General features: G+C 67.6%; 16 protein-coding genes. 11 read left to right on the top strand and 5 right to left on the bottom strand.

Annotation, left to right across the window (positions count from 1 at the left end):
- The first annotated feature begins 10 nt into the window (after nt 1–10).
- The 11 genes from NF551_RS04935 to NF551_RS04985 all read left to right on the top strand — a co-directional run bounded on the left by NF551_RS04935 (nt 11) and on the right by NF551_RS04985 (nt 17,331).
- The gene (locus NF551_RS04935) at nt 11–1,132 is read left to right on the top strand and encodes a DegT/DnrJ/EryC1/StrS family aminotransferase (protein WP_227895084.1); all 1,122 of its coding nucleotides are present in this window, start codon (nt 11–13) and stop codon (nt 1,130–1,132) included.
- A complete protein-coding gene (locus tag NF551_RS04940; RefSeq protein WP_331460443.1) occupies nt 1,129–1,830 on the top strand; it encodes an acetyltransferase in 702 nt (233 codons plus the stop codon). The genes NF551_RS04935 and NF551_RS04940 overlap by 4 nt, the downstream gene beginning before the upstream one ends.
- On the top strand, nt 1,827–2,954 hold the full coding sequence (locus NF551_RS04945) for a DegT/DnrJ/EryC1/StrS family aminotransferase (protein WP_227895082.1): 1,128 nt from the start codon (nt 1,827–1,829) through the stop codon (nt 2,952–2,954). The genes NF551_RS04940 and NF551_RS04945 overlap by 4 nt, the downstream gene beginning before the upstream one ends.
- Nucleotides 2,951–4,483, top strand: a complete 1,533-nt coding sequence (locus NF551_RS04950; RefSeq protein WP_227895079.1) for an oligosaccharide flippase family protein — start codon at nt 2,951–2,953, stop codon at nt 4,481–4,483. Before NF551_RS04945 ends, NF551_RS04950 begins: the two co-directional genes overlap by 4 nt.
- Nucleotides 4,480–6,621, top strand: coding sequence for a glycosyltransferase family protein (locus NF551_RS04955; protein WP_227895078.1), 2,142 nt, complete (start codon nt 4,480–4,482; stop codon nt 6,619–6,621). Before NF551_RS04950 ends, NF551_RS04955 begins: the two co-directional genes overlap by 4 nt.
- Complete coding sequence (locus NF551_RS04960; protein ID WP_227895077.1) at nt 6,618–8,615, top strand: glycosyltransferase; 1,998 nt, start codon at nt 6,618–6,620, stop codon at nt 8,613–8,615. The genes NF551_RS04955 and NF551_RS04960 overlap by 4 nt, the downstream gene beginning before the upstream one ends.
- A complete protein-coding gene (locus NF551_RS04965) occupies nt 8,612–9,334 on the top strand; it encodes a hypothetical protein (protein ID WP_227895075.1) in 723 nt (240 codons plus the stop codon). The genes NF551_RS04960 and NF551_RS04965 overlap by 4 nt, the downstream gene beginning before the upstream one ends.
- Nucleotides 9,331–9,999 (top strand): hypothetical protein, encoded by a 669-nt coding sequence (locus NF551_RS04970; RefSeq protein WP_227895074.1) that lies wholly within the window; start codon nt 9,331–9,333, stop codon nt 9,997–9,999. Before NF551_RS04965 ends, NF551_RS04970 begins: the two co-directional genes overlap by 4 nt.
- A complete protein-coding gene (locus NF551_RS04975) occupies nt 9,987–11,333 on the top strand; it encodes an O-antigen ligase family protein (RefSeq protein ID WP_227895072.1) in 1,347 nt (448 codons plus the stop codon). Before NF551_RS04970 ends, NF551_RS04975 begins: the two co-directional genes overlap by 13 nt.
- Nucleotides 11,330–12,715, top strand: coding sequence for a hypothetical protein (locus NF551_RS04980; protein ID WP_227895070.1), 1,386 nt, complete (start codon nt 11,330–11,332; stop codon nt 12,713–12,715). Before NF551_RS04975 ends, NF551_RS04980 begins: the two co-directional genes overlap by 4 nt.
- Nucleotides 12,716–12,846: 131 nt before the next feature.
- Nucleotides 12,847–17,331: a DUF4082 domain-containing protein gene (locus NF551_RS04985; protein ID WP_227895068.1), complete on the top strand. Its 4,485-nt coding sequence runs from the start codon at nt 12,847–12,849 to the stop codon at nt 17,329–17,331.
- Between the two features lie 129 nt (nt 17,332–17,460).
- Here the strand turns inward: NF551_RS04985 and NF551_RS04990 are convergent, their stop codons facing one another.
- The 5 genes from NF551_RS04990 to NF551_RS05010 form a co-directional block, all read right to left on the bottom strand.
- The gene (locus NF551_RS04990; protein WP_227895067.1) at nt 17,461–18,498 is read right to left on the bottom strand and encodes a TolB-like translocation protein; all 1,038 of its coding nucleotides are present in this window, start codon (nt 18,496–18,498) and stop codon (nt 17,461–17,463) included.
- Complete coding sequence (locus tag NF551_RS04995; protein ID WP_227895065.1) at nt 18,495–19,820, bottom strand: MFS transporter; 1,326 nt, start codon at nt 19,818–19,820, stop codon at nt 18,495–18,497. The genes NF551_RS04990 and NF551_RS04995 overlap by 4 nt, the downstream gene beginning before the upstream one ends.
- 8 nt (nt 19,821–19,828) lie before the next feature.
- Entirely contained in the window at nt 19,829–20,557 is a 729-nt protein-coding gene (locus NF551_RS05000; RefSeq protein ID WP_227895064.1) for a hypothetical protein, read from the bottom strand.
- Between the two features lies 1 nt (nt 20,558).
- Nucleotides 20,559–23,219, bottom strand: a complete 2,661-nt coding sequence (locus NF551_RS05005) for a WecB/TagA/CpsF family glycosyltransferase (protein ID WP_227895062.1) — start codon at nt 23,217–23,219, stop codon at nt 20,559–20,561.
- 229 nt (nt 23,220–23,448) lie between these two features.
- Nucleotides 23,449–24,072: an acyltransferase gene (locus NF551_RS05010; RefSeq protein ID WP_227895059.1), complete on the bottom strand. Its 624-nt coding sequence runs from the start codon at nt 24,070–24,072 to the stop codon at nt 23,449–23,451.
- Between the last annotated feature and the right edge of the window lie 225 nt (nt 24,073–24,297).

The raw sequence follows: 24,297 nt of genomic DNA on the forward strand, positions 1-24,297 counted from the left end.
AATAAACGTCATGAAACCGTGGCTCGGTCCGGAGGAAATCGCTGCGGTGAGCGAGGTCATTTCCTCCGGCTGGATCGCGCAGGGACCGCGTACCGCACAGTTTGAGGCAGCCTTTGCCGCGCGGATGGAGGCGGGCCATGCGGTCGCTGCGTCCAGCTGCACGACGGCGCTGCACCTGGCCCTGGTGGTGGCGGACATTGGACCCGGGGACGACGTCGTCGTGCCTTCCTTTTCCTTCATCGCCACGGCTAACGCACCCACGTATGTGGGCGCCCGGCCGGTATTTGCCGATGTGGACCCGGTGACCGGCAACCTGACCGCGGAAACAGTCCGGGCTGCGCTTACCCCGGCAACCCGTGCGGTCATCGCGGTTGACCAGGGCGGCGTGCCGGTGGACCTCGTCCCGCTGCGGGCACTGTGCGATCCGCTGGGCATCACGGTCCTGGAAGACGCTGCCTGCGCCGCCGGAACCCGTTACGCCGGTGCGCCGGCCGGGGCGGGAGCCGAAATCGCGGCCTGGTCATTCCACCCGCGGAAAATCCTCACTACCGGCGAGGGCGGCATGGTCACCACGTCGCGGCCTGAGTGGGCAGCGCGCGCCCGGACCCTTCGTGAACACGCGATGAGCCTCTCCGCTGCCGAACGCAGCGCCAGCATCCTGGCTCCCTCCGAGTCCTACACGGAAGTTGGCTACAACTACCGCATGACTGACCTGCAGGCCGCTGTGGGACTGGTCCAGCTGGACCGGCTCGACGCAGTGGTGCGGCGCCGGCGGGAACTGGCTGCCGGTTATGCCAAGGCGTTCGCTGAGATCGAGGGACTCCGCGCTGTCACCGATCCGCCGTGGGGAGAATCGAACTTCCAGTCGTACTGGATCGAGGTCCTGCCGGATTTCGGCACAGACCGCAACGGCGTGTTGGAGGCGCTGGCCGGTGAGGGCATTTCGGCCCGCCGCGGCATCATGGCCTCCCACCTGGAACCGGCCTACCGGGACCGCGATACCGGCGCTGCTTCCCTGGAAGTCACCGAACGGCTCAGCGCCAGCACCTTGATCCTGCCGCTGTTCCACGAGATGACCGAGTCAGAGCAGGCGCGGGTCATCGAGGCCGTTGCCGGCAGCCGGAAGCCATGAACATGCCCGCGCTGCTGATCCTGGCCGCCGGGGGATTGGCCCGGGAGGTACTGGCCTCGCTGCGGCTGACCGGGGATTACCGGATCTTCGGGTTCCTGGATGACAACCAGGCCCTGCACGGGACCCTGGTCGAAGGGGTTCCGGTACTCGGCGCAATTGAAGACGCCGTCAGCTATCCGCGCTGCCGGTTCATCATCTGCGCAGGCTCCGGTGCGGCCCGGCGGCAGATCGTCGAGACCCTGGCCAAAGCAGGAATCGGTGAGGAACGGTTCGCCACCTTCGTGGATCCCGCAGTGCACCTTCCCGAGAGCTGCACCGTGGGAAGGGGCAGCATCCTGCTGGCCGGAACGGTCCTGACAGCCAGTGTGTCCGTGGGCAGGCACGTTGCGGTGATGCCGAACTGCACGCTCACGCACGACGACATCATCGAGGACTACGCGACCCTGACTGCGGGAATCTGCCTGGGAGGCGGCGTTCGGGTCGGCACCGGCGCCTACGTAGGAATGGGCGCAACAGTCCGGCAGGGTGTGCACATCGGAGCCGGTGCCGTGGTCGGCATGGGCGCTGTGGTGCTGCAGGACCTCCCCGCGGGCCAAACCTGGGCCGGGGTTCCGGCCAGGGAACTGCAGCCCCCAGAGAACACCCTCGCCTCAGTGATGGCCGGCTTGCCCGACGACGACAGGACTGACCCGGAATGAAAACCACCCCAGCCATGCGGGTACCGCTTGTGGACCTGGCCGCCCAGCACGCAGAAGTTGACGAGGAAATCCAGGCCGGACTGAAGGACGTCTTCGCCCGGACCGCTTTCATCGGCGGCACCCACGTCGACGAATTCGAAGAATCGTACGCACAGTGGCTGGGAAGCCGGCACTGCATCGGCGTCGGCAACGGCACCGACGCCCTGGAACTGGCACTGCGTGCCTGCGGTGTGGAACCGGGCTCGGAAGTCATCCTGCCGGCCAACACGTTCATTGCCACCGCCGAAGTCGTTTCCCGCATGGGCGGCCGTCCGGTGCTGGCCGACGTAGACCCGAAGCACCTCTTGATCGATCCGCAGAGCGTGCAGCAGGCGGCAGGGCCAAACACCCAGGCCCTGATGCCCGTGCACCTGTTCGGCCAGACGGCCCCGGTAGAGCAGCTCGAAGCGACGGCCCGCCGCTTCGGCTCCGTAATGATCGAAGACGCCGCCCAATCCCAGGGCGCCGAGCGGTTCGGCCGCCGCGCCGGTACCCTCGGGGACGCTGCCGGGACCAGCTTCTATCCGGGCAAGAACCTGGGCGCAGCCGGTGACGCCGGAGCGGTCCTGACCTCCAGCGCCGTCATAGCCGACCGGGTTCGTCTCCTGTCGGACCACGGCAGCAAGGTTAAGTACCTGCACGAGGTTCCCGGAATGAACTCCCGCCTGGACGCCGTGCAGGCGGTTGTCCTCAGCGCCAAGCTGGCCAGGCTCGACGCCTGGAACGAACGCCGCCGGGCCGCTGCTTCCTACTACGGCGAACTGCTTTCCGGGATAGCTGGGCTGGTGCTTCCGGCCACCGCCGAAGGCAACACCGATGTCTGGCACATTTATGCGGTCCGGGTGCCTGCAGCCGAACGCAACCGGGTGCTGGAAGCCCTCACCGGCGCTGGCATCGCTGCCGCCATCCACTACCCGGTCCCTGTCCACCTGACCGCCGCGTATGCGCACCTCGGTTACGGTCCCGGCGACTTCCCGGTCAGCGAAGACGCCGCCGCACGATTAATCTCCCTGCCCATCTACCCGCACCTGGAACGGGACCAGCAGGAGTACGTGGCTGCGACCCTTGCGGAGGCTTTGCGGTGACAGACCCGGCCGCTTCCTCCGGTCTCCAGCACATCGGCGCGCGGGCTGCCCGCGGTGCCCTGTGGAGCGGGGCGAATGCGCTCATGATGAAACTGGCCGGGATCGCCGTGATGGTGGTCGTGGTCCGGCTGGTGACGCCCCATGACTTTGGGGTCTTCGCCGCGGCGCTGGTGGTCCACGCCATCGTTTCCAGTTTCGGGGAACTCGGTCTCTCCTCCTGCATTGCCCGCCGCGACCTGGACCCGGAAAGGGTAGCTTCCACGGTGGCCCTGCTGGCCTTGGCCAGCTCCTTGCTCCTGGCAGGGGTCATGGCACTGGCCGCAGACCCGCTCGCCGCGGTGCTCGGCGCTCCGGAAGCCGCCGGGCCCATCCGGGTCCTGGCGATCGCCGTCGTCCTGGGCGGAGTCTTCACGGTTCCCGGAGCCCTGCTGGTGCGTGAGTTCCGCCAGGGCAAGGTCTTCCTCGCTTCGGCCGTGGCGTTTGTGCCAACCAACCTGGTGCTGATCCTGCTGGCACTGAACGGCGACGGCGCCATGGCTTTCGCCTGGTCGCGCGTGGTCAGCCAACTGGTCAGCGGCGTCGTGATGGCGCTCAGCGTGGACCGTACCTACTGGCCCCGCCTGCGCCGCGCCGAGGCAGGTCCGGTGCTGCGCTTTGGGCTGCCGCTGGCCGGGGCCAACCTGCTGGGCTACAGCCTGCTGAACGCCGACTACGCGATTATCGGGGCGTTCCTGGGACCTGTGGAGCTGGGCATCTACACGCTGGCGTTCACGGTGGCGTCCTGGTCCACCTCAGTCATGCAGTCCACAATCAACTCCGTGGCGATGCCCGCCTTCTCCGCGATGCGGGCAGGGTCAGCGGAGCTGCACGGTTTCCTGGCCAAGACCTCCCGGCTGGTGGCGCTGATAGCGTTCCCGATTACGGCGCTGACCATTGCGCTCGCAGGTGAGCTGGTGGCTGTCCTGTACGGGGAGCCCTGGGCCGCTGCCGCACCGGTACTGCAGGTCCTGGCACTCTACGGCGGGATCTTCGCCGTGTCCCTGCTTCTCTCCAACCTGCTGGTGGGGCAGGGACGTGCCGGCTCCGTGTTCGGCGTCCAAGCCGCGTGGCTGATAGTCCTGATCCCTGCGGTCGGACTGAGCCTGGGGCCCTTCGGGCTGCCGGGTGCCGCCTGGGTCCATGTTGGCGTCATCGCGCTCGCCGTCATGCCCCTCTACCTGCGCGCTGTCCGCGGCACGGTTCCCGGGGCAGCCCGGCTCCTGGGCCGGGCTGCGGCCGCTCCTGCCGCAGCAGCCGCGGCCGCAGCCATGGTCTCGCTGGGCGCAGCTGCGGCCGGGAACAGCGACCTGTCCCGGCTCCTGCTGGGCGGGTTCTCCGGCTGCGCGGCGTACGCGCTCCTGAGCGCACCAATGCTCCGACGGAGCCTGCCCGCCATCACCCGCGGCCGGACAGGCACCCTGCTGGCCGCCTACGACCGAATCGAACTCCCGCTGCTGGCAGGGCTGCGGCGACACAAGGAGACCGTATGACCAGCCCCTTGCAGGACCGGCCACGGCTGCTCTTTTTCCGCTGGGCCAAGCCGGGACTGCCTGCGTTCCTTAAAGGGCATCTGGACGAACATGTCCAGATCCTGCAGCACTTTTTCGAGGTCAAGGTCATTGACCGCGACTGCGACTATGCCGCTGAGTGCGATTCCTTCCAGCCGGCCCTGAGCATTTTTGAATCCGGTGTCTACGCCGGAGAGCGGAACATCAGGAACACCGGCAGCCGGCCGGACATCCCGAAGCTGGGTTTCCTGCATTCAGATGCCTACGATCTTGCCCGCGCTGTCTTCCTTTCAGACATGGACCGCTGGGGGGTGGAGGAGTTCTTCACCACCTCCGTGGCGATGGCCGAGTACACGCCCGAGATCGCGGACCGGCTCTTTGTCTGGCCAAACGCCGTCGACCCCGCCATTTTCCGTCGCTATCCCGTAGAGAAAAACATTCCGGTTCTCTTTACCGGCAGCCAGGAGCGCCACTATCCGTGGCGCAACGCCCTCGGGCGCGTGCTTTCCCGCAGCTTTGCCACCATGACCATGCCGCACTACGGATGGGGGAAGGGCGGCGGCCGGACGGTGTACGGCGAGCAGTACGCGCGGCTTCTCAGCGCCAGCGTCTTTGTGCCCGCGTGCGGGAGCATGTCCCGCGACCTGGTCCGCAAGCACTTGGAAATCCCGGCCGCAGGCGCCTGCCTGGTGGCGGAGGACACCCCCGCGCTCGCGGCCTTTGGATTCGTGGACATGGAAAACTGTGTCCTCGGCGAGGCTGCCGGGATCCCGGACAAACTGGATGCCCTTCTGGCGGACCCGGAACGGCTGGAAGCGGTCGTTGCGGCCGGCCACGACCTGGTGCACTCCAGGCACACCCAGGCGCACCGGAGCCAGATCAGGGAATGGCTGGACCTGCAGGCGAAGCGCGGTCCCGGGGAGCACACTGTGCAGGCCGGACCGGCCGGAAACCTTTTCCTGGCACCGGCTGGCCAGGGCCCGGACCCGTTCCGCGCAGGCGGGCGGGACCGCGGCCTGCTGGCTACCGGCTGGCATCTGCTGGAATGCCGCGACGTGGACGGCGCCCGGCAGGAGTTCCTGAAATGCCTGAATTTCTACTTCATTCCGGAGGCGGTGCTCGGGTTGGCGTACTGCGAGCTGTCAGCCGGCAATGCGCAGGCGGCCAGGGACTGGACAACCCAAGCACTCGTGGACACCTTCACGGACCGGTCCGCCCCTGATCCGGACCCGGTCCTGTGGGCGACCCACATCCGCGCCCTGCTGTGCGGCGGGGAACGGGACCAGGCTGCAGCTGCCGCGTCGCGCTTCCCGGACCTGAGGCACCGCGAGCTGGACCGCATCCGGCGGAGCCTGGAGCTGGGGACAGCCGAAGGCCCGGCCCGTGCCTCGATCTGTCCGGTTCCGTTCCGTTCGGACGAAGACTGGCTCCGCGAACTGAACCATCACCTGCAGGCCTGCGGGCAGCTCCCTTCTGCGGCCCGCACCTCCGCCGGGGCATCCGCGGCTGCGCCGGGCGACGGGCGCCAGCTGGCGGCCCACGTCCGGCACGATGTGCGCCGCGCCCGGGAGCGGGCAAGCCGCCGGCTCCGCTGGCGGCTGCGCACGGGAGCCGCCAAGCAGATCCGGCTGAGGCTTTCCCCGCTGAAGCAGAAGCTGCTCACCGACGATTTTTCCAGAACGATCACGGACGTGGTGAGGCGTGAAGGTCTCGACCAGGCAGTCCTCTACGGTGAACCCGGCCGGGACCGCGGGCTGCGGGCGCTGCACCGTGGACTCAACCTGAATCCCTCCCTGCCGCGGTTGACCATGATTCCCGGAAGCGGCGGTGAACCGCCGGCCACCCGAGAGGCACGGGTAGTTGCCTACGTGGCGGACCCAGCGGCGGCAGCGGGAGCCGCGGAGTATCTTTCAGGCTGCACCCTGGTCATTCTGCGCGGCACAACCACCGCAGCCGGATACCAGCTGCTGGGCGAATTGAGCGCGGGGAGCGACCTGGTCCTCCTGGCCCACGATCCGCTCCGCGGCCATGTACTGCTGGGCCGTACGGGCCGCAGGAGCGCCGCGACCCGGCAGTCGGGCGGCCGTCCGGTTCCGCAGGCGGAGAGGACCCCCTCATGAGTGCCAATGGACCGCTGTGGTGGATAGCGGGAACGCCGTGGAATGAGATTGCCGGCACCGAGAAACAGCTGGCGAGTGCCCTGGCCGAGTACCGCGAAGTCGCGTGGGTGGATCCACCTGCGCCGGTCTTCGGCGGGCGGGCCAGGGGCGTGCTGCCTTCCGCGGAGAAGGTGGCACACCGGATCTCCCGGATCATCGTGCCTGTTCCTCCGGGTGCATCACGGCCGGTGATCAAACCTGTCGCGGAAATGATGCTGCAGCGTGCCCTGAACTCCCGGCTGCGGGAGGGAAGGACACCCGCGGCGGTCATTGTTGCCGGCCCCCTCGCACGGTTTCCCCGGGGCATACTAGGTGTGAAGGTTTTCTTCGTGACGGATGACTGGGTGGCCGGAGCGCCCCTGATGGGGTTCTCCGCCGCCCGGATCGACCGCTGCATGCGTCGGAACCTCCGCGATGCGGACCTGGTAGCGGCGGTCACCCCGGACCTGGCAGAACGGTTGCAGCAGTTGCAGCCCGGGCTGCGGGTACTCCACCTGCCCAACGGGTGCGTGCCGCTTCCAGCCCCGCCGGACGGCCCCCGCCGCAAAACAGCGGTGCTGCTGGGCCAGCTCAACGAACGCCTGGACCTCTCCATCCTGGAGGCGCTGGCCACGGCTGGAATCGAGCTGAAGGTCATCGGTCCGCGCACCGAACGCGACCCGGCAGTCAGCGCCCGGCTGGACTCGATCCTGGCCATGGACAGCGTGAGCTGGGAACCGGAGATTCCGGCGGCAGCTATCCCGGACCGGCTCAGCAGGGCGTCGGCAGGCATCACCCCCTACGCCGATACGGCCTTCAACCGTGCCAGTTTTCCGCTGAAGACCCTTGATTATCTCTCGGCGGGGCTGCCGGTCGTTGCCACCGATCTGCCGGCAGCCCGCTGGCTGCGCACCGGACATGTACTCATTGAGGGCACCGCCGAAGGATTCGTAGCCGCCGTGAAACGAGTGCTTGAAGCCGAACCCACCCGGGAGCAGATTGCCGAACGGCAGCACGTGGCCCGGGAGCATTCCTGGGATGCGCGTGCGCGGGCGTTCCTGGCGGCAGTCGATGCTCCGGCACCGGCGTGGGAAGGCGACCACTTCCTGATCACCAGGTTCAACCTCCCCACTCCCGGCCCCGAATCCCTGGTCCGTGCGCGAGATGGATGGCTCCGGGAGCGGGCGGAGCTCTTCGAACGCTATTGCCTGCCCTCAGTGGCAGCACAAACACAGACAGCATTCCGCTGGGTGATCTACTTCGATCCCGAAAGCCCGCACTGGCTCAGGGACCGGATTCGGGAATGGTCGGCCGGCGGGCTGTTTACCCCCATCTTCCGGGCATCGGTCGAAAACGGTCAGTTGCTTGCGGACCTCCGTTCGCTTTCCGGTGGGTCGGCGGCGGCAGAACTGATGACGACCAACCTGGACAACGACGACGGCGTGGCAGCAGATTTTGTGGAGCGCCTGCAGCAGGCCGCGGGCCACGCCCGCGGTGTCCGGAGCGCCCTGTACCTGCCGCGCGGCCTGATACTCAGCGGCCGGCGCCTGTTCGCCCGCACCGACCGGACGAACGCCTTCTGCTCCGTGGTGGAACCATGGGCGGGCGCTGTCACCTGCTGGACTGAGTGGCACACGATGCTCGGGCGCACGATGCCGGTGAGGGAAGTCCAGGGGCCTCCGGGGTGGCTTCAGGTGGTTCACGGCGGAAACGTCAGCAACCGGATCCGTGGCGTTCGGGTACCACCGGAAAACTACCGGGGACTGTTCCCGGGGCTGCTCAGCGGTGCGGAACCACCCTCGGCTGCCGAGCGCACGTATGAACTGCTGCTGGGAACTCCGCGCCGCGCGGTACGTTCCGGCCTGCGGACAGCGGCCAAGACCGTCCTGCTGCAGCTGGCAGGCAAAGACGGAATCGACCGGGTAAAAGAACACATCGGTGCCTTGAAGGCCGCCGTGGCGAGGGGAAGATCATGACGATGCCACAAAGCCTGCGGGTGCTCGTCCGTCGCTGGTACCTGGTCCTCTTCGGGCTGGCCGTGACTGGACTGATGTGCGCAGCAGCGAATTACCTGGTGCCGCCGTCCTACGACGCTCGAGGCAGCATGGTGCTCATGCCTCCGACTGCCAACGTGGGCGACGACGGGAACCCTTACCTGCTGCTGGGAGGGATGAGTGAGGCGCTCGACGTCCTGGTCCGGCAGGCCAACTCGCCAACCGTTCGTGACCGCGTGCTGGACGACTTCGACTCCGCGACCTACACCGTGGAAGCTGACCGGACCACGAGCGGATCCATCGTGGTGGTCCAGGCCACGGCGGACACGGAAGCCGCATCCCTGGAGCTGCTGGAGGGAGCGATGCAGACGCTGCCGGCGACGCTGGACCGTATGCAGGATGAATTGGCTGTCACACAGGAGCAGCGAATCGACATTATGCCCGTGGTTGTCGACGCCGAAGCGGTGCTCAATGTTAAACAGACCCTGCAGGTAGTGGGCGTCGCCGGGCTGATCGGTCTCTCAGCGACATTTATGGTCACGGCCCTGCTGGACGGCCTTTTGCTGCACCGCCGCGAACGCCGGGCGGCAATCGACGCCGCAGGACTGAGCCCGGCCGGACGGGAAACGCCGGCGCGGAGCGGCGGACGTCCGGGGACCGTGAAGCTGCCTGCGCCAGAGAAAGATGTCCCGGTTCGGTGACCGCAGCCCGCCTTATCGAGATCCTGGTCCGCCGCTGGTACGTCCTGCTCGCCGGGATCCTGTGCACGTTCCTGGCGTTCTGGGTCCTGAGCCAGTCAGAGACCGTGTACGCCGCCCAATCCGACCTGGTGTTCCTGGCGCCCGGGCTGCCGGGGGAGGGCCGCCACCTCACGGAGACCGAATCACAGACCCTTATCGATTTCACCGCAATCGTTGAACGCAAGGTCCTGGCCGGAAGCCCGTCCGCCAAGCTGGCCTCACCGACCGCCTCACTGTTCGGGACCGGCATCCGGGAAGGCACATCGATCAACATACTGGACACCGGCGGGCAGTGGGTGTCCTCGTTCAGCCGGCCTGTTTTGTCCGTGCAGGTCGCCGGACCGTCCCGGGAACAGGTCAGCGAAGGCATGGAAGAAGTGCTTGCCGAGGTTCGTGCCGTCAGCAGGGACCTCCAGATCGAGGCCGGCGCCGACCCGGCGTCACTCATCACTGTTGAACGGGCCCCGGAGGAACTGATCATCACGTCCTTCGGGACCACCCGCCTGGGGCAGGCCAAGGCGCTGGTTGCCCTCGGCACCAGCGGTCTTGCGCTGTCCTGCGCCGCCGCGGCGGCTGTCGATGCTGCCGCCACACGCCGGGGAAGGCGGCAGTCATGGCGGGAATAGACGCCCAGCCGGCTTACGCCGGTGCCGCAGACAACCGGGCGGGCACCACCGGCGACGCCGTGTCCTTCCTGACCGTGTACCTCATCCTCACCGTGGTGCTGCCCTCCTACCTGGCCATTACCGCCCTGGGCTCATTGGGCCGCCCGTCGACCCTGTGGGGGCTTCTCGGCCTGTTCTGGTGGGTTTTCGAACGGCTTCGGCGAACCACTGCCGTTCCCCATGGATCCAAGGCTGTCCGCTGGGCGTTGCTGCTCTTCCTGGGAGCGGTGCTCATGAGCTACGCGGTCTCCAACCTGCAGGGAATCCCGCCCAGTGAATCGACCCCGGCAGACACCGGCATGCTCCGGGTCGCCGGGTGGGTGGGGATCGCGCTGCTGGCGAATGACGGGATCCCCTCCTGGGAGCGCTGGCTGGTCCTGATCCGGCGGCTGGTATTCATGGGCGGCTTGACCGCGGTCCTGGGGCTGGGCCAGTTCCTGACCGGACAGAGCCTTCTCGAATGGATGTCCTTTCCCGGTTTCACTGCGGACAGCGCCTACGGATCAGTGAGCAGCCGCGGAGAGTTTGTCCGTCCTTCCGGCACCGCGTCGCAGCCGCTGGAATACGCCGTCGTGCTGTCCATGGTGCTGCCACTGGCGCTCACACTGGCACTTACCGAGCGGCAACGCTCCCTGGCCGCACGCTGGTGGCCGGTCCTCGCTCTTGCATTGGCGTCGATCACCTCCGGTTCGCGCTCAGCCTTCATCGGTGCGGCAGTGGGACTCGTGGTCCTGGTCCCGACGTGGTCTGCCGCTGTGCGGCTGAGGGTGCTGATCGCGATGACCGTGGTCATGGGGATTGTCTATGTGGCGGTGCCGGGCATCGCCGGAACGGTGCGCGGCATGTTCCAGTCCCTCGGGAACGACTCGAGTTCGCTTTCCAGGACCGACAGCTATGACATAGCCGTGGAAATCGCGTCGCGCAACCTCTATTTCGGACGCGGCTTCGGAACGTTCCTGCCGCACTACCGGATCTTCGACAACGGCTATTTGACCGCGCTGGTGGAAATCGGCGTGATCGGGGTGCTCCTGCTGATTCTGGTCCTGCTTGCGGGGATGTGGTGTTCGTTCCGGACCGCCCGCAGCACGGCCCCGGCGGGAAGTCCTGTCCGGGCTATAGGAGCTGCCCTGGCCGCATCGATACTGGCCGGAGGCGTCCTGTTCGCGTTCTTTGACGGCCTGAACTTTTCCATCTCCGCGGCCCTGCTCTTCCTCATGGCGGGCGTGGCCGGCAGCTACCGCGGATTGAACAGGACACCATCAAACGGCAAGAGCCCCCTCCAGGAGGATCCATGACAGCCCTGCCAAACTGCAGCCCGGGAACGGAAGGCCGGGCCAGTCCTGTCCGGGCCGACGTCCCGTCCGGAGGCCGCGCTTCGAAACGGTTTGCCTGCACAGCCAGGGGCGCCGGGGCGATGGGACTGGTCCTGGCAGCTGCCCTGACCGGTTGCACCTCAGAAGCGGCTGCACCGGCGCAGGAGCCGGATGCGTCCGCGGACCTTTTCCTGCCCCGCATCCCATGGGAAGGAGGATCAGAGTACTGGGCACAGTTTTCCAACGCTGACGCGGCGGGATGGTCCGATCCCGCGTTCTTCCCGATCGTGTCGTGGCACAACGGGATCAGCAGCAATGAGGAAGTGCAGTATGACAAGTCCCTGGGACTGAACACGTACATCGGGCTGTCGGAGGACACCAGCTTCGATCTGTTCGAAGCCAACGACGTGTTCTGGATCGGTGACCGGCTCAACGAATCGTTCAATCCGGAAAGCCCTCATTGGGTGGGAACTTTCCTTGATGACGAGGTGGACGGCCGGTTCAGTCCTGAGCAGGGACTGCGCCAACTGGAGGCCCGGGCGCAAACGGCTCCCGCGGGGACGTTCACGATGGCGAACTTCACCCAGATGGTCATTAGCCAGGACATGGCTGCGCGCGACGCGGAGAACCTGGTCAACGGGCCCACCGACGTCGTCTCGATGGACATGTACTGGTACACGGTCCCGCACTGCTCGCTGGAGCCGTACCGCAGTCCGTACCTGGTGGAAATCACCCAGCCGGCGTGCCGTACCGCCTCGAGCTACGGGCGGTCTGTCGAGGCGCTCCGGATGCGCGACGCCGCAGACGGTTCGCTGCAGCGGCTGTGGCACTTCGTCGAGAACCTTAACGGCGGTCCCGCTGAGGGAACGTACTCCGGATACGCCCAGCCAGGACAGATCCAGGGTGCCGTCATGAGCGCCGTGATCAATGAGGCCCGCGGCATCCTGTATTTCAACCAGAGCTTCTCCGGCGAATGTGAAACGTCAAACGTGTTCCGGGCCTCGCAGGTCATCCCCGATTTCTGCGGACAGCCCCAGATTGATGCCGTGCGGGAGGTCAATAACCGGATCCATGAACTGGCTCCGGTCATCAACACCCAGTCCTACGAGTACTCGTTCGGCACAGGCCTGGACACCATGCTCAAGACCGACGGCACCCATGCCTACGTGTTCGCGATGCCCGAGGGCGGCAGTGAGCCAGGTGAACGGACCTTCAAGCTGCCGCAGGGGACAGCCACCGGCGACGTCGAAGTCCTGTTCGAAAATCGTGTCCTGTCCGCCGGAGGCGATGGCAGCTTCAGCGACAGCTTTGAACACGAGTACACCTTCCACATTTACCGCGTTCCGCTCGCCGGCCAAGGGTGAGACTACCCATCTCCGGCCGCCCTCTCCGCACCAGTGCAGGTGAAGAGCCGGTACCGCCCACTGCTTTCCTTCCGGCCGGAGGCTCCTACCGTGGGGTTCTCCGGAACGGAAGCATTTGAAGGATCCAGAACATGATGAAAACCGAAACGGCCCCGCGTGACCCAAGGCGCCGGAGTGTCCCTGCCCTCACCGCACTGCTGCTGGCGACCCTCCTGGCAGCCTCGCAGCTGGTGCTCCTGGCGCCCCTCCCGGCGGCCGCGGCCGAGAACTGCGCGGCGGCCGTCAACCCGGTGGCGTGTGAGAACGCCAAGCCCGGAGCGGACCCGGACGAGTGGGACATTGAGAAAGCCGGAGATCCCAGCATCCAGGGATTCTCAACGGACATCAGCGTCAACGCCGGCGAAAGCCTCGATTTCAAGGTGGACACCGATGCCTCGGCGTACACCATCGATATCTACCGCACCGGCTGGTACCAGGGGCTGGGTGCCCGCAAGATAGCCTCCGTGGCGCCGTCGGCGAAGCTTCCGCAGCACCAGCCCGAGTGCCTGCGCGATGTAAGCACCGAACTGGTTGACTGCGGTACCTGGAGCCGTTCAGCCACCTGGGATGTTCCGGCCGGCGTGGTCTCCGGAGTCTACGTTGCGCTGCTCAAGCGGCTGGACACCGGGGGCACCAGCCACATCACCTTCGTAATGCGTAACGATGCTTCCACGTCCGACGTCGTTTTCCAGACCTCGGATCCCACGTGGCAGGCGTACAACACCTACGGCGGTTCCAACTTCTATCAGGGAGCCGCGAACGGCCGGGCTTACAAACTGAGCTACAACAGGCCTGTAACCACCCGGGGGGACAACGACGGGCGCGATTTCTACTTCGGTGCCGAGTACCCGCTGGTGCGTTTCCTGGAAAAGAACGGCTATGACGTCACTTACCAGGCCGGCGTGGACACCGACCGCCACGGCGAAGCGTTGAAGAACCACAGCGTTTTCCTCTCCGTGGGCCATGACGAATACTGGTCCGGCGCCCAGCGCGCCAACGTGGAGGCGGCCCGGGACGCAGGGGTGAACCTGCAGTTCCTCTCCGGAAACGAGGTGTACTGGCGCACCCGCTACGAACCGTCAACAACGGACGGAACCGCATACCGCACGATGGTCAGCTACAAGGAAACCTGGGCCAATACCAAGATCGATCCGGAGCCGGAATGGACCGGAACCTGGCGCGACCCCCGCTTGGCCCCGCAGTCACGGGGCGGCGGCGTTCCGGAGAACGCGCTGACCGGTACCGCTTACGTGGCGAACTTCTCGGACCTTGCAATCACAGTCAGCGCCGATGAAGGCAAATACCGGCTATGGCGGCACACCGAGCTTGCCTCCCAGAGCCCCGGCAGCCGCACCCAGCTGGCAGCCCATACCATCGGCTACGAATCCAATGAGGACCTGGACAACGGTTTCCGGCCGCCGGGGCTCGCCCGGCTCTCCACCACCACCGGCCCAACCCCGCAGTATCTGCGGGACTATGGAAATACGGTGACGGAGGGGACAACCACACACCACCTGACCCAGTACCGTGCGCCGAGCGGTGCCCTGGTCTTTTCCGCAGGCAGCATCCAGTGGACCTGGGGACTGGACCGGGAACACGACGGCTGGGGAGATCCAGCCGACCGGCGGATGCAGCAGGCCCAGGTCAACCTCCTGGCGGACATGGGTGCGCAGCCGGACACGCTCGATTCCCAGCTCACCAGGACGGCTGCGAGTACCGACACATCGCCGCCCACCGCCGTCATCACGTCACCGGCCCCCGGGACGCCCGCGGCCAACGGCACGGCCGTCACAGTCACGGGGACGGCGTCTGATACCGGAGGCGGCCGGGTTGCCGGCGTGGAAATCTCCACGGACGACGGCGAAACCTGGTCCGCTGCGCAGGGCACCACCAACTGGAGCTACACCTACCTCCAGCAGGGCATGGACACCCAGACCATACGTGCCCGGGCCATCGACGACACCGGCAATTTCGCTGCGGCAGGAGTCTCGGTTCCGGTGGCAGCGACAGGCCCGTTCACAGTCTTCGGAAGCACGGAACCGGAAACACGGGACAGCGGCGACGGATCCCCCGTGGAAGTGGGCATGCGGTTCTCGCCCTCTGTGAGCGGGTACGTCAGCGCTGTGCGGTTCTACAAGTCCGAGGCCAACACCGGCACCCACACGGGGACGCTTTGGGACGCATCGGGCACCGCCCTGGCGACCGTGGCCTTCACCGGCGAGAGTGCCTCCGGCTGGCAGCAGGCTGCGTTCCCCGCGCCCGTGGCAGTCACCGCCGGCGCCGGTTACGTCATTTCCTACAGTGCTCCTGCCGGGCATTACGCCATGGCCCCGGATCATTGGTCCGCGCGGGGCAAAACCGCCGCCCCGCTGCTGGTTGCCGGAGGTTTCGGCGCACCGCCGGCAGGCGTGTACAACAGCACTCCGGGACGGTTCCCGGCCGACAGCTACCGCAACACCGCGTACTTCGTCGACGTGGTGTTTGACACCAGCAGCAACGCCCCGCTGTCCGCGTCATCCCAGACGCCGGCCGACGGCGCGGCCGGAGCTCCGGCGGACACCCGCATCTCTGCGGTGCTGTCCAAGGAAGTGGTTCGCGAAAGCGTGGGGATTGTGCTGCGGGATGCCGCGGGAACACCGGTGGCGGGCACCACCCGCTACTCGGCGGCGAGCCGCACGGCGGAATTCGTACCGGAGTCCGCACTGGGGGAGGGTGTCCGCTATACCGCGGAGCTCAGCGCCGTGGACGCTGACGGCAATCCGCTGCTCTCCGGGGGAACGTGGTCCTTCACCATCGCCAAGACCGTCGCCGAGGGCGAATGTCCCTGCAGTCTTTTCCGGGAGGAAGCCATTCCGGCCCTGCCCCAGCTTTCCGACGGAATCCCGCTAAGCCTAGGCGTGGCCTTCCGCCCGGAAACCTCCGGAACCGTCACCGGAGTCCGCTTCTACAAGGGACCGGGGAACACCGGCGTGCACACGGGCCGGTTGTTCGGACCCGGCGGAGCTGAACTCGGGGCTGTGACCTTCAGCGGCGAATCTGCCTCCGGCTGGCAGACGGCCCACTTTGCCGTTCCCGTCCCCGTTCAGCCAGGACAGGAGTACGTTGCCGCGTACAGCTCTCCGAACGGCGCGTACTCGGCGAACCTCGGCCAGTTCGCGGGCAGTTACACGTTCGGTCCCCTCACCGTTCCGGCCGACGGCGGACGGTACGTCTACGGCGGAACCTACCCGGAACGCAAATCCACGTCCGGCTACCTGGTAGACGTCGTTTTCGAGCGGGGCGGTCCGGTGCTGGGAGTCTCCTCGAGGGCTCCGGCAGCCGGAGCCACAGACGTTCCGGGGGATACCACCGTGTCCGGAGTGTTCTCCTCCGCTATCGTGGCCGGTTCCGCGGCGTTCAGCGTGCGCGGCCCTGACGGAGGGCATGTGGCCGGACAGACCACGTACGACGCCGGAACACGCACCGCCACTTTCCGCCCCGCCGCACCGCTGGCAGGTTCCACCACCTACACGGTCGACCTGACGGCAGCCTCCGCCGAGGGACTGGCCTCGGACAGCAGCGGCGCCTGGTCCTTCACCACGGCGCAGGCTACGCCGGAGGCAGAGTGCTGCAGCCTGTTCCCGCCGGACACCGTCCCGCTCATCGCGCAGGTGGCCGACGGACGGCCGGTGGTTTTGGGTACTGCCTTCCGCTCCGCGGCTGACGGAGCGGTCCGAGGGATACGTTTTTACAAGGGGCCGGGTAACGCAGGCACCCACACGGGGCGGCTGTTCGCCGCAGACGGCACGGTCCTGGCGTCGGCGACCTTCACCGCCGAAACGGGGAGCGGGTGGCAGAGCGTGACGTTCAGCTCTCCTGTGCACATCCGGGCTGGCGGACAGTACGTGGCCGCGTACACCTCTCCGACCGGCACTTACTCGGTCACGCCCGGCCAGTTTGCGTCGGCCTACGAGTACGGGCCGCTGAGCGTAGAAGCTTCCGGAGGACGCTTCACCTACTCCGGCGGCTACCCCGGAAGCTCCTCTGCGGCCAGCTACCTGGTCGATGTGATGTTCACGCCGGGGGATGCTCCTCCCGAGCCTGAGCTCCCGGACAACGGCTGCCCCTGCAGCCTCTACACCCAGGCCGACGTTCCGCTGATTGACCGGGTGCTGGACGGCACGCCGGTCACGCTGGGGACAGCGTTCTCCGTATCCGCTCCGGGCGAGGTCAGTGCTGTACGGTTCTACCGCGGGGAGGGCAACACCGGGCCGCGCACCGGATACCTCTTTGACGCCGGCGGGGCGGAACTCGGCCGGGTATCCTTCCCGGACGGGCCCGCTGGGTGGCAGTCCGCTGCCCTTCCCTCGCCCGTCCAGCTGGTTCCGGGTGCACAGTACACGGTGGCGTACACCGCCCCGGCAGGGGTCTATTCGGCAACACCCGGAGGCTTCAGTACCGGCCGTGACCGCAGTCCGCTGCTCGTCCCGGCCAACGGGGGACGCTATTCCTACACCGGAGTCTTCCCGGACACGCCCTCGGGAGCGACGTATCTGGTCGACGTCGTCTTCAGCCCCCGGCCTGGCCCGCCGGGCTAGGTCCCGGCGGCGTTCCCGGCCGCGGCCCATGGCGGGATCCGCGGCCGGGAAGCTACCGGCCGGGAAGCTGCCGGCTGGGAAACTGCCGGCCGGGAAGCGACCGGATAGGGAACTTAGCGGACGGACAAGTCAGCGGACGATGGCGGGGGACCAGGCGTGTTCCAGGAACAGCTCCGGTTCCCCGCCGGCCAGGCTGAGGGACCAGATGTCCGAATCCCCGGGCGCCCCGTCCCGCGGGAGCCCGTACAACACGGTTGCGTCGTCGAGCCACTCGATCTGGTCATCAACGGAACGGGTCTCGCCCAGCACGGCTTCCTCCAGGCTGTCCAGCTCCAGTACCGCCACGCGCCAGTGCGGGGTGGCCGAGCCGGATACTTCTTTCTTGAACGCAATCCGCCGTCCGTCCGGTGACAGGGAGGGACATTCCACACCGTCCCGCAGCGCCGTCAGGGTCCGGGCGGAGAGGCTGCCGCGCACCAGCCAGGTGGCGTTCCCGCTCGCGGCGGTGGCGTAGAAGGTGTCGCCGTCGGCGCTGAAGGTCACGCCCCACATATTGCGGTCGGCGGCTGTTACCCGCGTCCCGTCCACCAACAGTGCGAAGTCCTCAATGTTGCCGTGGTCCGTCCCGTCCACGCCCGTGATGCGGGTTTCGGTGGAGAACCCGGTGCCGGCGTAGGAATGTCCTGTCACGAACGCCGTGGAGGCGATCAGTGACCCGTCGGGGGACACCCTGGTGCGGCTGGGGATCCCCGGCAGCGGCCAGGAATCAAGCGTGTTGCCGTCGGCGTCGAGCACCACGTCGGAGAAGGTGGTCATCACGCCCGGCGTCGTCTGCAGGCAGGACCGCACAGCCGCCGAAGCATAGATGCGGTCACAGGCGGTGTCCTCCAGCCGGCGCGGACCTCCCGGCTCCGTAAGCGGCACCGTGCCAATGTGCCCGTAACCGGCCCCGGAAGCGGTATTGCGGAACATGACATACCCGCCCGCCGGCGGCGGACCGGACGTTTCCAGCGCCACGCCGGGGGCCGCAGCCGAACGTTCACGGTAGTCCTGGAAGGAGGAAACACCGTAGAAAACACTCCCGCCGACAACTGCCGCAGTCACTACCGCCAAAAACCGCCAGCGCACAGCGGAAGGCACATGGTGCTCTTCCTGCAGATCCGTCACTGCGCGGTCTCCGCTGCGTCAGCAGGTACTGGCTTCCGGGTGGAAGCTGACCGGATGAGCCAGGCCGCCCCCGGAAGAACGGCAGCCAACGTGGCCGCCGCCGTCCACAGCGCCGTTTCCGGGCCCAGGGTGTACCAGAGCACGCCGAAGAGGCTGGAGGCGAGCAGCCGCCCCACCGCTACCACCGTCTGGGCGGCGGCAATGCCAGTTGCCCGCACCCTGGCGGGCACCAGCCCGCCCATGAGGGCTGCGAGCACGCCGTCGGTAGCGGCGTAGAAAGCGCCCAGGGCGAAGAGGCACATCAGGGTGGCACCCAGGCCGCCGAACCCCGCGCAGGCGTAGGCAGCGAGCAGGCCCACGTGGCCGAGCAGAAACACCTTCTTCCGTCCCCAGCGGTCAGCCGCACGGCCCAGCGGGATCGCCAGGAGCAGATAGGCGGCGTTGGTCCCCACGAACAGCAGGGGGAACCACACCGGGTTGAAGCCGCCCGAGGTGAGCAGCAGCAGGTACAGGAACCCGTCCCCGACGCTGAGCAGGGACAGCACCCCGGCGGCCAGAAGCAGGCGCCGAACCGTGGGCGTGTTCAGCTCCCGCAGGGCCTGGCGGCGGGTGGGACGGGGGAGGCGTGCCTGCGCCGGCCCCCCGGGTTCGGACTGTGGAACGGCGGGCTCCGACCTGCCGGCAGCCTGCCGGGTGCGCAGGTTGGGAACCAGGAGCACCATCACCGCGACGCCCAGGATCGCAGCGCCCAGGGAAAAGACAAACACGGTGGAATAGCCCTGCGGAATCACAAGCAGGATGCCGAAGGCAAGCAGCGGGCCGGCTGTTGCCCCCACTGTGTCGAGCATCCGGTGCACGCCGAAAGAGCGGGCCAGATGCTCGGGCTGGGCAGCCGTGGTGATCAGGGCGTCGCGCGGCGCGGTCCGGATGCCTTTGCCGATCCGGTCCAGGGTGATCACCGACGCCACGGCCCCCACGGATGCGGAGAGCAGCAGTCCGGCGCGGGCGGCCATCGACAAACCGTAACCTGCGGCGGCCACCCACTTGGGCCGGTCCAGGGTATCCGAGGTCCAGCCCGCGGCAATCCGTATGACGGCGCTGATGCCTTGCTGCAGTCCGTCCAGGAAGCCGTAGGCCAGGATGGACAAACCCAGTGCACCAGTGAGGTAGACGGGCAGCACCGCGGCCACCGCTTCGGAGGAAACATCGGTGAGCAGGCTGACGATGCCCAGCCAGAGAATCACGGGAGAGAGGCGGAACGGCACGGAAGCCGCGCCGCGGTTCCGCCAGGGGGCGCGCTGGCCCGCGAGGGAGAGGTACACGGATAGTCCTAGATGCCGGCGCGCAGGATCGCGAAGATTGAGTAATCCAGGGCCGCCCCACCGGCGTCCGGCCCGATGCTCAGCGTCACCGAACTGGTGCCGTAGGACCACACTGCCCTGGTGGTGCCGCCGACGGTTTCCTCAGCTCCCGGCTGGAAACCCAGTCCGCTGAAGTGCTCCGAGTAGAAGGCAAGCACGTCGCGGGCCGCTGCAGCGCTGGTGGCCCGGAGCCCGGCTTGAAGGGTGTTCCCGGAAGCGGCCACGGAAGAGGAAACCACCTCTGTGGCGTGAGCCGGCGGAACCAGCTGCTCCGGGAATCCTCCGGCCAGCCGGCCCTCGGCGGCGTCGGCCGGCGGCAGCGGCAGACTGATGAGGGTCATCGGTTCGGGCACGTCCCGCGACGCCGGGAGCGGTCCGGCGGCGTTGCCTGCTGAGCCCGGCGGGACCTCCAGGGGACGTTCCGGATCAGGCACCGCAGCCGGCGGCTGGGTATTGGGGGCAGCCGCGGACTCTTCGCCGGCGTTGCTGCCCGGCTCCTGGCCGGGGTCAGCTTCCTGGCCGCCGTCAGATTCCCGGCCGGGTGCGGCCCCTGGTCCAGGCCCCCGTGAATTAGCGGCCGGGTCTTCCGGGGCGGGACCCGCCAGGCTGGACAGCAGGATCCCGCCGCCCACCAGCAGGGCGGAGAGGAAGAGTCCGGCGAGGACGAAACCCCTGGTGCCTCGCAGCAGGCCGGGCATCCTAGGACACCGTCCCATGAGCCGCGGAGCCGGTGCGGGAGCTGGTGTCCCGCTCCCAGATACTGCCTGGCCGCGAGGAGGCCGCCAGGCGCCGTCCGACCAGGGTGAAGGCAATGTAGACGGAAGCATCGAAAGCGCTGCGCGGTCCGCGCACTCCTGCAAGGATCCCCGCTGCACTGCCCAGCGCGGTACTGTGCAGCGCGCCCTGCTCAAAGTTGCCGCGGTAGGTCCGCCGAAGGATGGCCAGCAGGCCGGGCACGTCGCGCGGCAGGCGCACCAGGACAGGGGGACAGTCCAGGACTGCTTTCTCCGGCCCGGTGAAGGCCCGGTCAATGTAGAGGTCATCGGCGACGACGGCGGGCAGAGTGCCCAGCCGCTTCCCGGCTTCGGCGCTGAGCGCGTAGGCTCCCGCGCCCCAGAGAGCCTGCCGGGCGCCGGGGAGATGGCGCCGGGCCCGGTAGTAGCTGCGGATGAGAAAGCGTGCTCCGGCCAGGTCATAGTCCACAGCGGGCCGGACCGCGAGCGGACCGTCCTGCAGAGCTTCGAATACTGCGCGGACGGTTTCCGGGCGGACCGTGATGTCGGCGTCCAGGTAGAGCCGCGGCCAATGGTCTGCGGCCGCGTTGCCCGCGTTCAGTGCGGCTGTCTTGGACGCCTCGCGCAGCTCCAGGACACGAACGCCGGGGCGGGACTTGGCCACCTCGGCCGAGGCATCGGAGCAGCCGTTGCACACCACGATTACCTCGGTCCCGGCCTCGATTACCGGTGCCAGGGCGTCCAGCGTTCCGCCGAGAACGGTTTCCTCGTTATGGCACGGGATGATGACGGAACCCTGCGGGAACGGCCGGCCCGCACCGTCCTGGACGGAATTAGGCGCCTGCGCCTGGGGGAGGGCCGCCCGCCGGCTCGGACGCACCAGCGCCGACACAGCCAGCCTGTGGCCGGCACCGCCCAGACGCAGCGTTTCGGCGAGCAGCACCATGCTGCCGAAGACGGCGGCATAGCCGGCACTGCGGTGCAGTTCCGCATACCGAACCCGGTTGACGGCCATCAGGGCAGCAAGCTCCGGGGCCTGGCCGGAGCCTCCCCGGCGATGGATCATTTTGGCTGCCGGTTCAAACCAGACTGCTGCCCCGGCACTTCTGGCCCTGCGGAAGTACTCGGTTTCCTCCGAGTAGAGGAAAAAGGATTCGTTCCAGCTCCCTAGCCGGCGTGCCAGCGGCATGTCCACCAGGAGGGCGGCACCGGTTGCCCAGTCCACGGGGTGGGCGTAACGGTAGGCCTCGGCGTCGTACTCGATTTCGGACAACCAGGCGGGCCGGCGGGACAGCCGCCGGCCCACCAGTGCGTCGCCCAATGCGCGGGTGATGGACGGTTCCCGGCGGAGGGAGTGGTATGTGCTGCCGTCCTCATCTGCCAGCAGCGGCACCACGATTCCGCTGCCGATGCCCTGCAGCCTGCGAAGCATGGACGCGATGGCCCCGCGGCAGACCCTCAGGTCGGGATTCAGGACCAATACCGCACCGGCGTCGCCTGCATACCGTGCCGCAGCGTTGATGCCCCCTGCGTAGCCGAGGTTGCCGCCGGTCTCCACGAGCCGAACGTCGGGGTGCGCGGCAAGAACCGCCACCGTGGCGTCGGTGGAGGAGTTATCTGCCACGATCACGCGGATGGACAGGTCTGCTGTTTCAGCGCGCAGTGAGCCAAGGAAGTCCTCGAGGTCCCGCTCATTATTGTGGGTGACGGTCAGGACGGCGACGTCGGCGCGGCCGTCCGGGGGCGCGAAACCGCCGGGCACGGGCAGGGGGCGCAGGGGTTCCCGGGCCGGAGCCTCGCGCACGGGTTTGGCTCCAGCCGGGACGCGGGCGGGCGAGCGCAGCCGCAGGTAGGCTGGCGGTCCCTGCACGAGATAGCGTTTGGCCATCCGGCGGGGTTCCAGGGCCAGGCGCCAGGCCCATTCCAGGCCATTGCTGCTCACCCACCCGGGGGCGCGCTGGACCCGTCCGGCCAGAAAGTCGACTACGGCTCCGAACGCCAGCAGCACATCAGCTCCGGTGGCGGCCGCATGCTCCGCGATCCACAGTTCCTGCCGCGGTTTGCCGAGGCCCACCACCAGGATGTTCACGCGGGCGCGGGCGATTGCGGCGGTGAGCTCGCGGTTGGCCCCGGGGTCGGAGAGCAGGCCGCGCTGCGGCGCCCAGCATCCTGCGAGGACGAGGTCCGGACGCTGCTGGGCAAGTACCCGCTGCAGCCGCTCGTGGGTTTCGGATGTGCCGCCGAGGAATCCTACGCGGAGGCCGCGCTCCTCACAATGGTCCAGCAGCGGTTCGATGAGGTCGCTGCCTGCCAGCCGCGGCCACTGGCGACCGGAGAGGGCGCTTGCCTTTGCAGCGATGGGGGCACCGTCAATGACGTTCAGCCACTCGGCTCCGCCGCTGCGGCCCGCCAGGTCCAGTGCGCCTTTCCAACGTCCTGCCGTGCCGAAGTAGTGCACGTGGTCCAAGTTGATGGATGCGACGGCCAACGGCGCGTGGCCGCCGCAGGGCCGTTCCACAATCCTGGCCAGGGCCTCGCCTGCCGTCAGCAGGTCCACCGGGACACCGCCGAGGACCGCGCGGGCGCGGTCCTGTCCGGAATCTGCTCCGGAGTGTTTTCCGGACACGTGCCTGCCCCGGACACGGGCGCCCGTTTTTCTGCCTTGCATTCCCAAGTCCACTCCTACGGCTCGTTGCTTCGAGCCAGAACAATAGGAGGGGGACGAAACAGGTGGCTGGGTAGCCGCTACTGGTCTGCACGGACGGCGGAACCGGGTGGAATGCCGGTGGGTACGAAGTGCTACCCGAACATCCAGCCCCGGCTAAGTAGCGTGGTGGAGCAGGGCCGGCGGAGCGCTATCCTGCGGGACGGGAAGGCACCGGTGAGAGCCCGTCCTCTTCCAGCCGGAACAGTTCTCCCGTGACCGGACAGCTGAATTCACCTTCAGCGGGACCGGGTACCAGGGGATGCCCGGCGGGCCCGACCCACCCCAGCTGCCGTGCGGGTACCCCGGCGACGACGGCGTAGGCGGGAACATCGCGGGTCACTACGGCACCTGCCGCCACGGTGGCCCAAGAGCCGATCCGAACCGGGGCAATGCATACCGCACGGGCACCGATGGCGGCGCCGTCGCCCACTTCAACACCCACCGGGTGCCAGTCCTCGGCGCTCTTGAGCGAACCGTCCGGATTCACTGCCCGGGGGTACGTATCATTCGTAAAGACCACGGCGGGGCCGACAAACACGCCGTTGCCCAGCACCGCCGGTTCGTATACGAGGGCATGATTCTGGATTTTGCAGTTTTCGCCCATTCGGACCCCCGGACCGATGTAGGCGCCGCGGCCAATGATGCAGTTCGCTCCGATCTCGGTGTCCTCGCGTACCTGGGCCAAATGCCAGATAAGGGTTCCGTGGCCAATCGATGCGTTCTCTGCGACGTCTGCCGTCGCGTTGATGCCGCTGTCCCTGTTGCTGAGCATGCTGCTTCCTCTCGTCCCCCGCGCACCCGGTGTCCGTTGTGCTGGCCATACCCTACAGCCGCAGCGGCGATGTAGGTATCAGCGGGCCAGTCCCAAGTAGCGGCCTGTCCAGGAGCGGCCGGCTCTCCGGTCCAAGTGGCGCAAAGGCAGTAGTAATTACCTGTAGGCGCGTCCGCCGCACCAACCTACGATCTGTGCTCGACCACCCATGACACGTTGGCCAGA

It is taken from the genome of Arthrobacter caoxuetaonis (genome assembly GCF_023921125.1).
Taxonomy (GTDB): Bacteria; Actinomycetota; Actinomycetes; order Actinomycetales; family Micrococcaceae; genus Arthrobacter_B; species Arthrobacter_B caoxuetaonis.

Excerpts from the sequence above, each read along its gene's own strand:
- NF551_RS04935 (WP_227895084.1), top strand. The coding sequence starts at position 11 with ATGAAACCGTGGCTCGGTCCGGAGGAAATCGCTGCGGTGAGCGAGGTC.
- NF551_RS04940 (WP_331460443.1), top strand. The coding sequence starts at position 1,129 with ATGAACATGCCCGCGCTGCTGATCCTGGCCGCCGGGGGATTGGCCCGG.
- NF551_RS04945 (WP_227895082.1), top strand. The coding sequence starts at position 1,827 with ATGAAAACCACCCCAGCCATGCGGGTACCGCTTGTGGACCTGGCCGCC.
- NF551_RS04955 (WP_227895078.1), top strand. The coding sequence starts at position 4,480 with ATGACCAGCCCCTTGCAGGACCGGCCACGGCTGCTCTTTTTCCGCTGG.
- NF551_RS04960 (WP_227895077.1), top strand. The coding sequence starts at position 6,618 with ATGAGTGCCAATGGACCGCTGTGGTGGATAGCGGGAACGCCGTGGAAT.
- NF551_RS04965 (WP_227895075.1), top strand. The coding sequence starts at position 8,612 with ATGACGATGCCACAAAGCCTGCGGGTGCTCGTCCGTCGCTGGTACCTG.
- NF551_RS04975 (WP_227895072.1), top strand. The coding sequence starts at position 9,987 with ATGGCGGGAATAGACGCCCAGCCGGCTTACGCCGGTGCCGCAGACAAC.
- NF551_RS04980 (WP_227895070.1), top strand. The coding sequence starts at position 11,330 with ATGACAGCCCTGCCAAACTGCAGCCCGGGAACGGAAGGCCGGGCCAGT.
- NF551_RS04985 (WP_227895068.1), top strand. The coding sequence starts at position 12,847 with ATGATGAAAACCGAAACGGCCCCGCGTGACCCAAGGCGCCGGAGTGTC.
- NF551_RS05000 (WP_227895064.1), bottom strand. The coding sequence starts at position 20,557 with ATGCCCGGCCTGCTGCGAGGCACCAGGGGTTTCGTCCTCGCCGGACTC.
- NF551_RS05010 (WP_227895059.1), bottom strand. The coding sequence starts at position 24,072 with ATGCTCAGCAACAGGGACAGCGGCATCAACGCGACGGCAGACGTCGCA.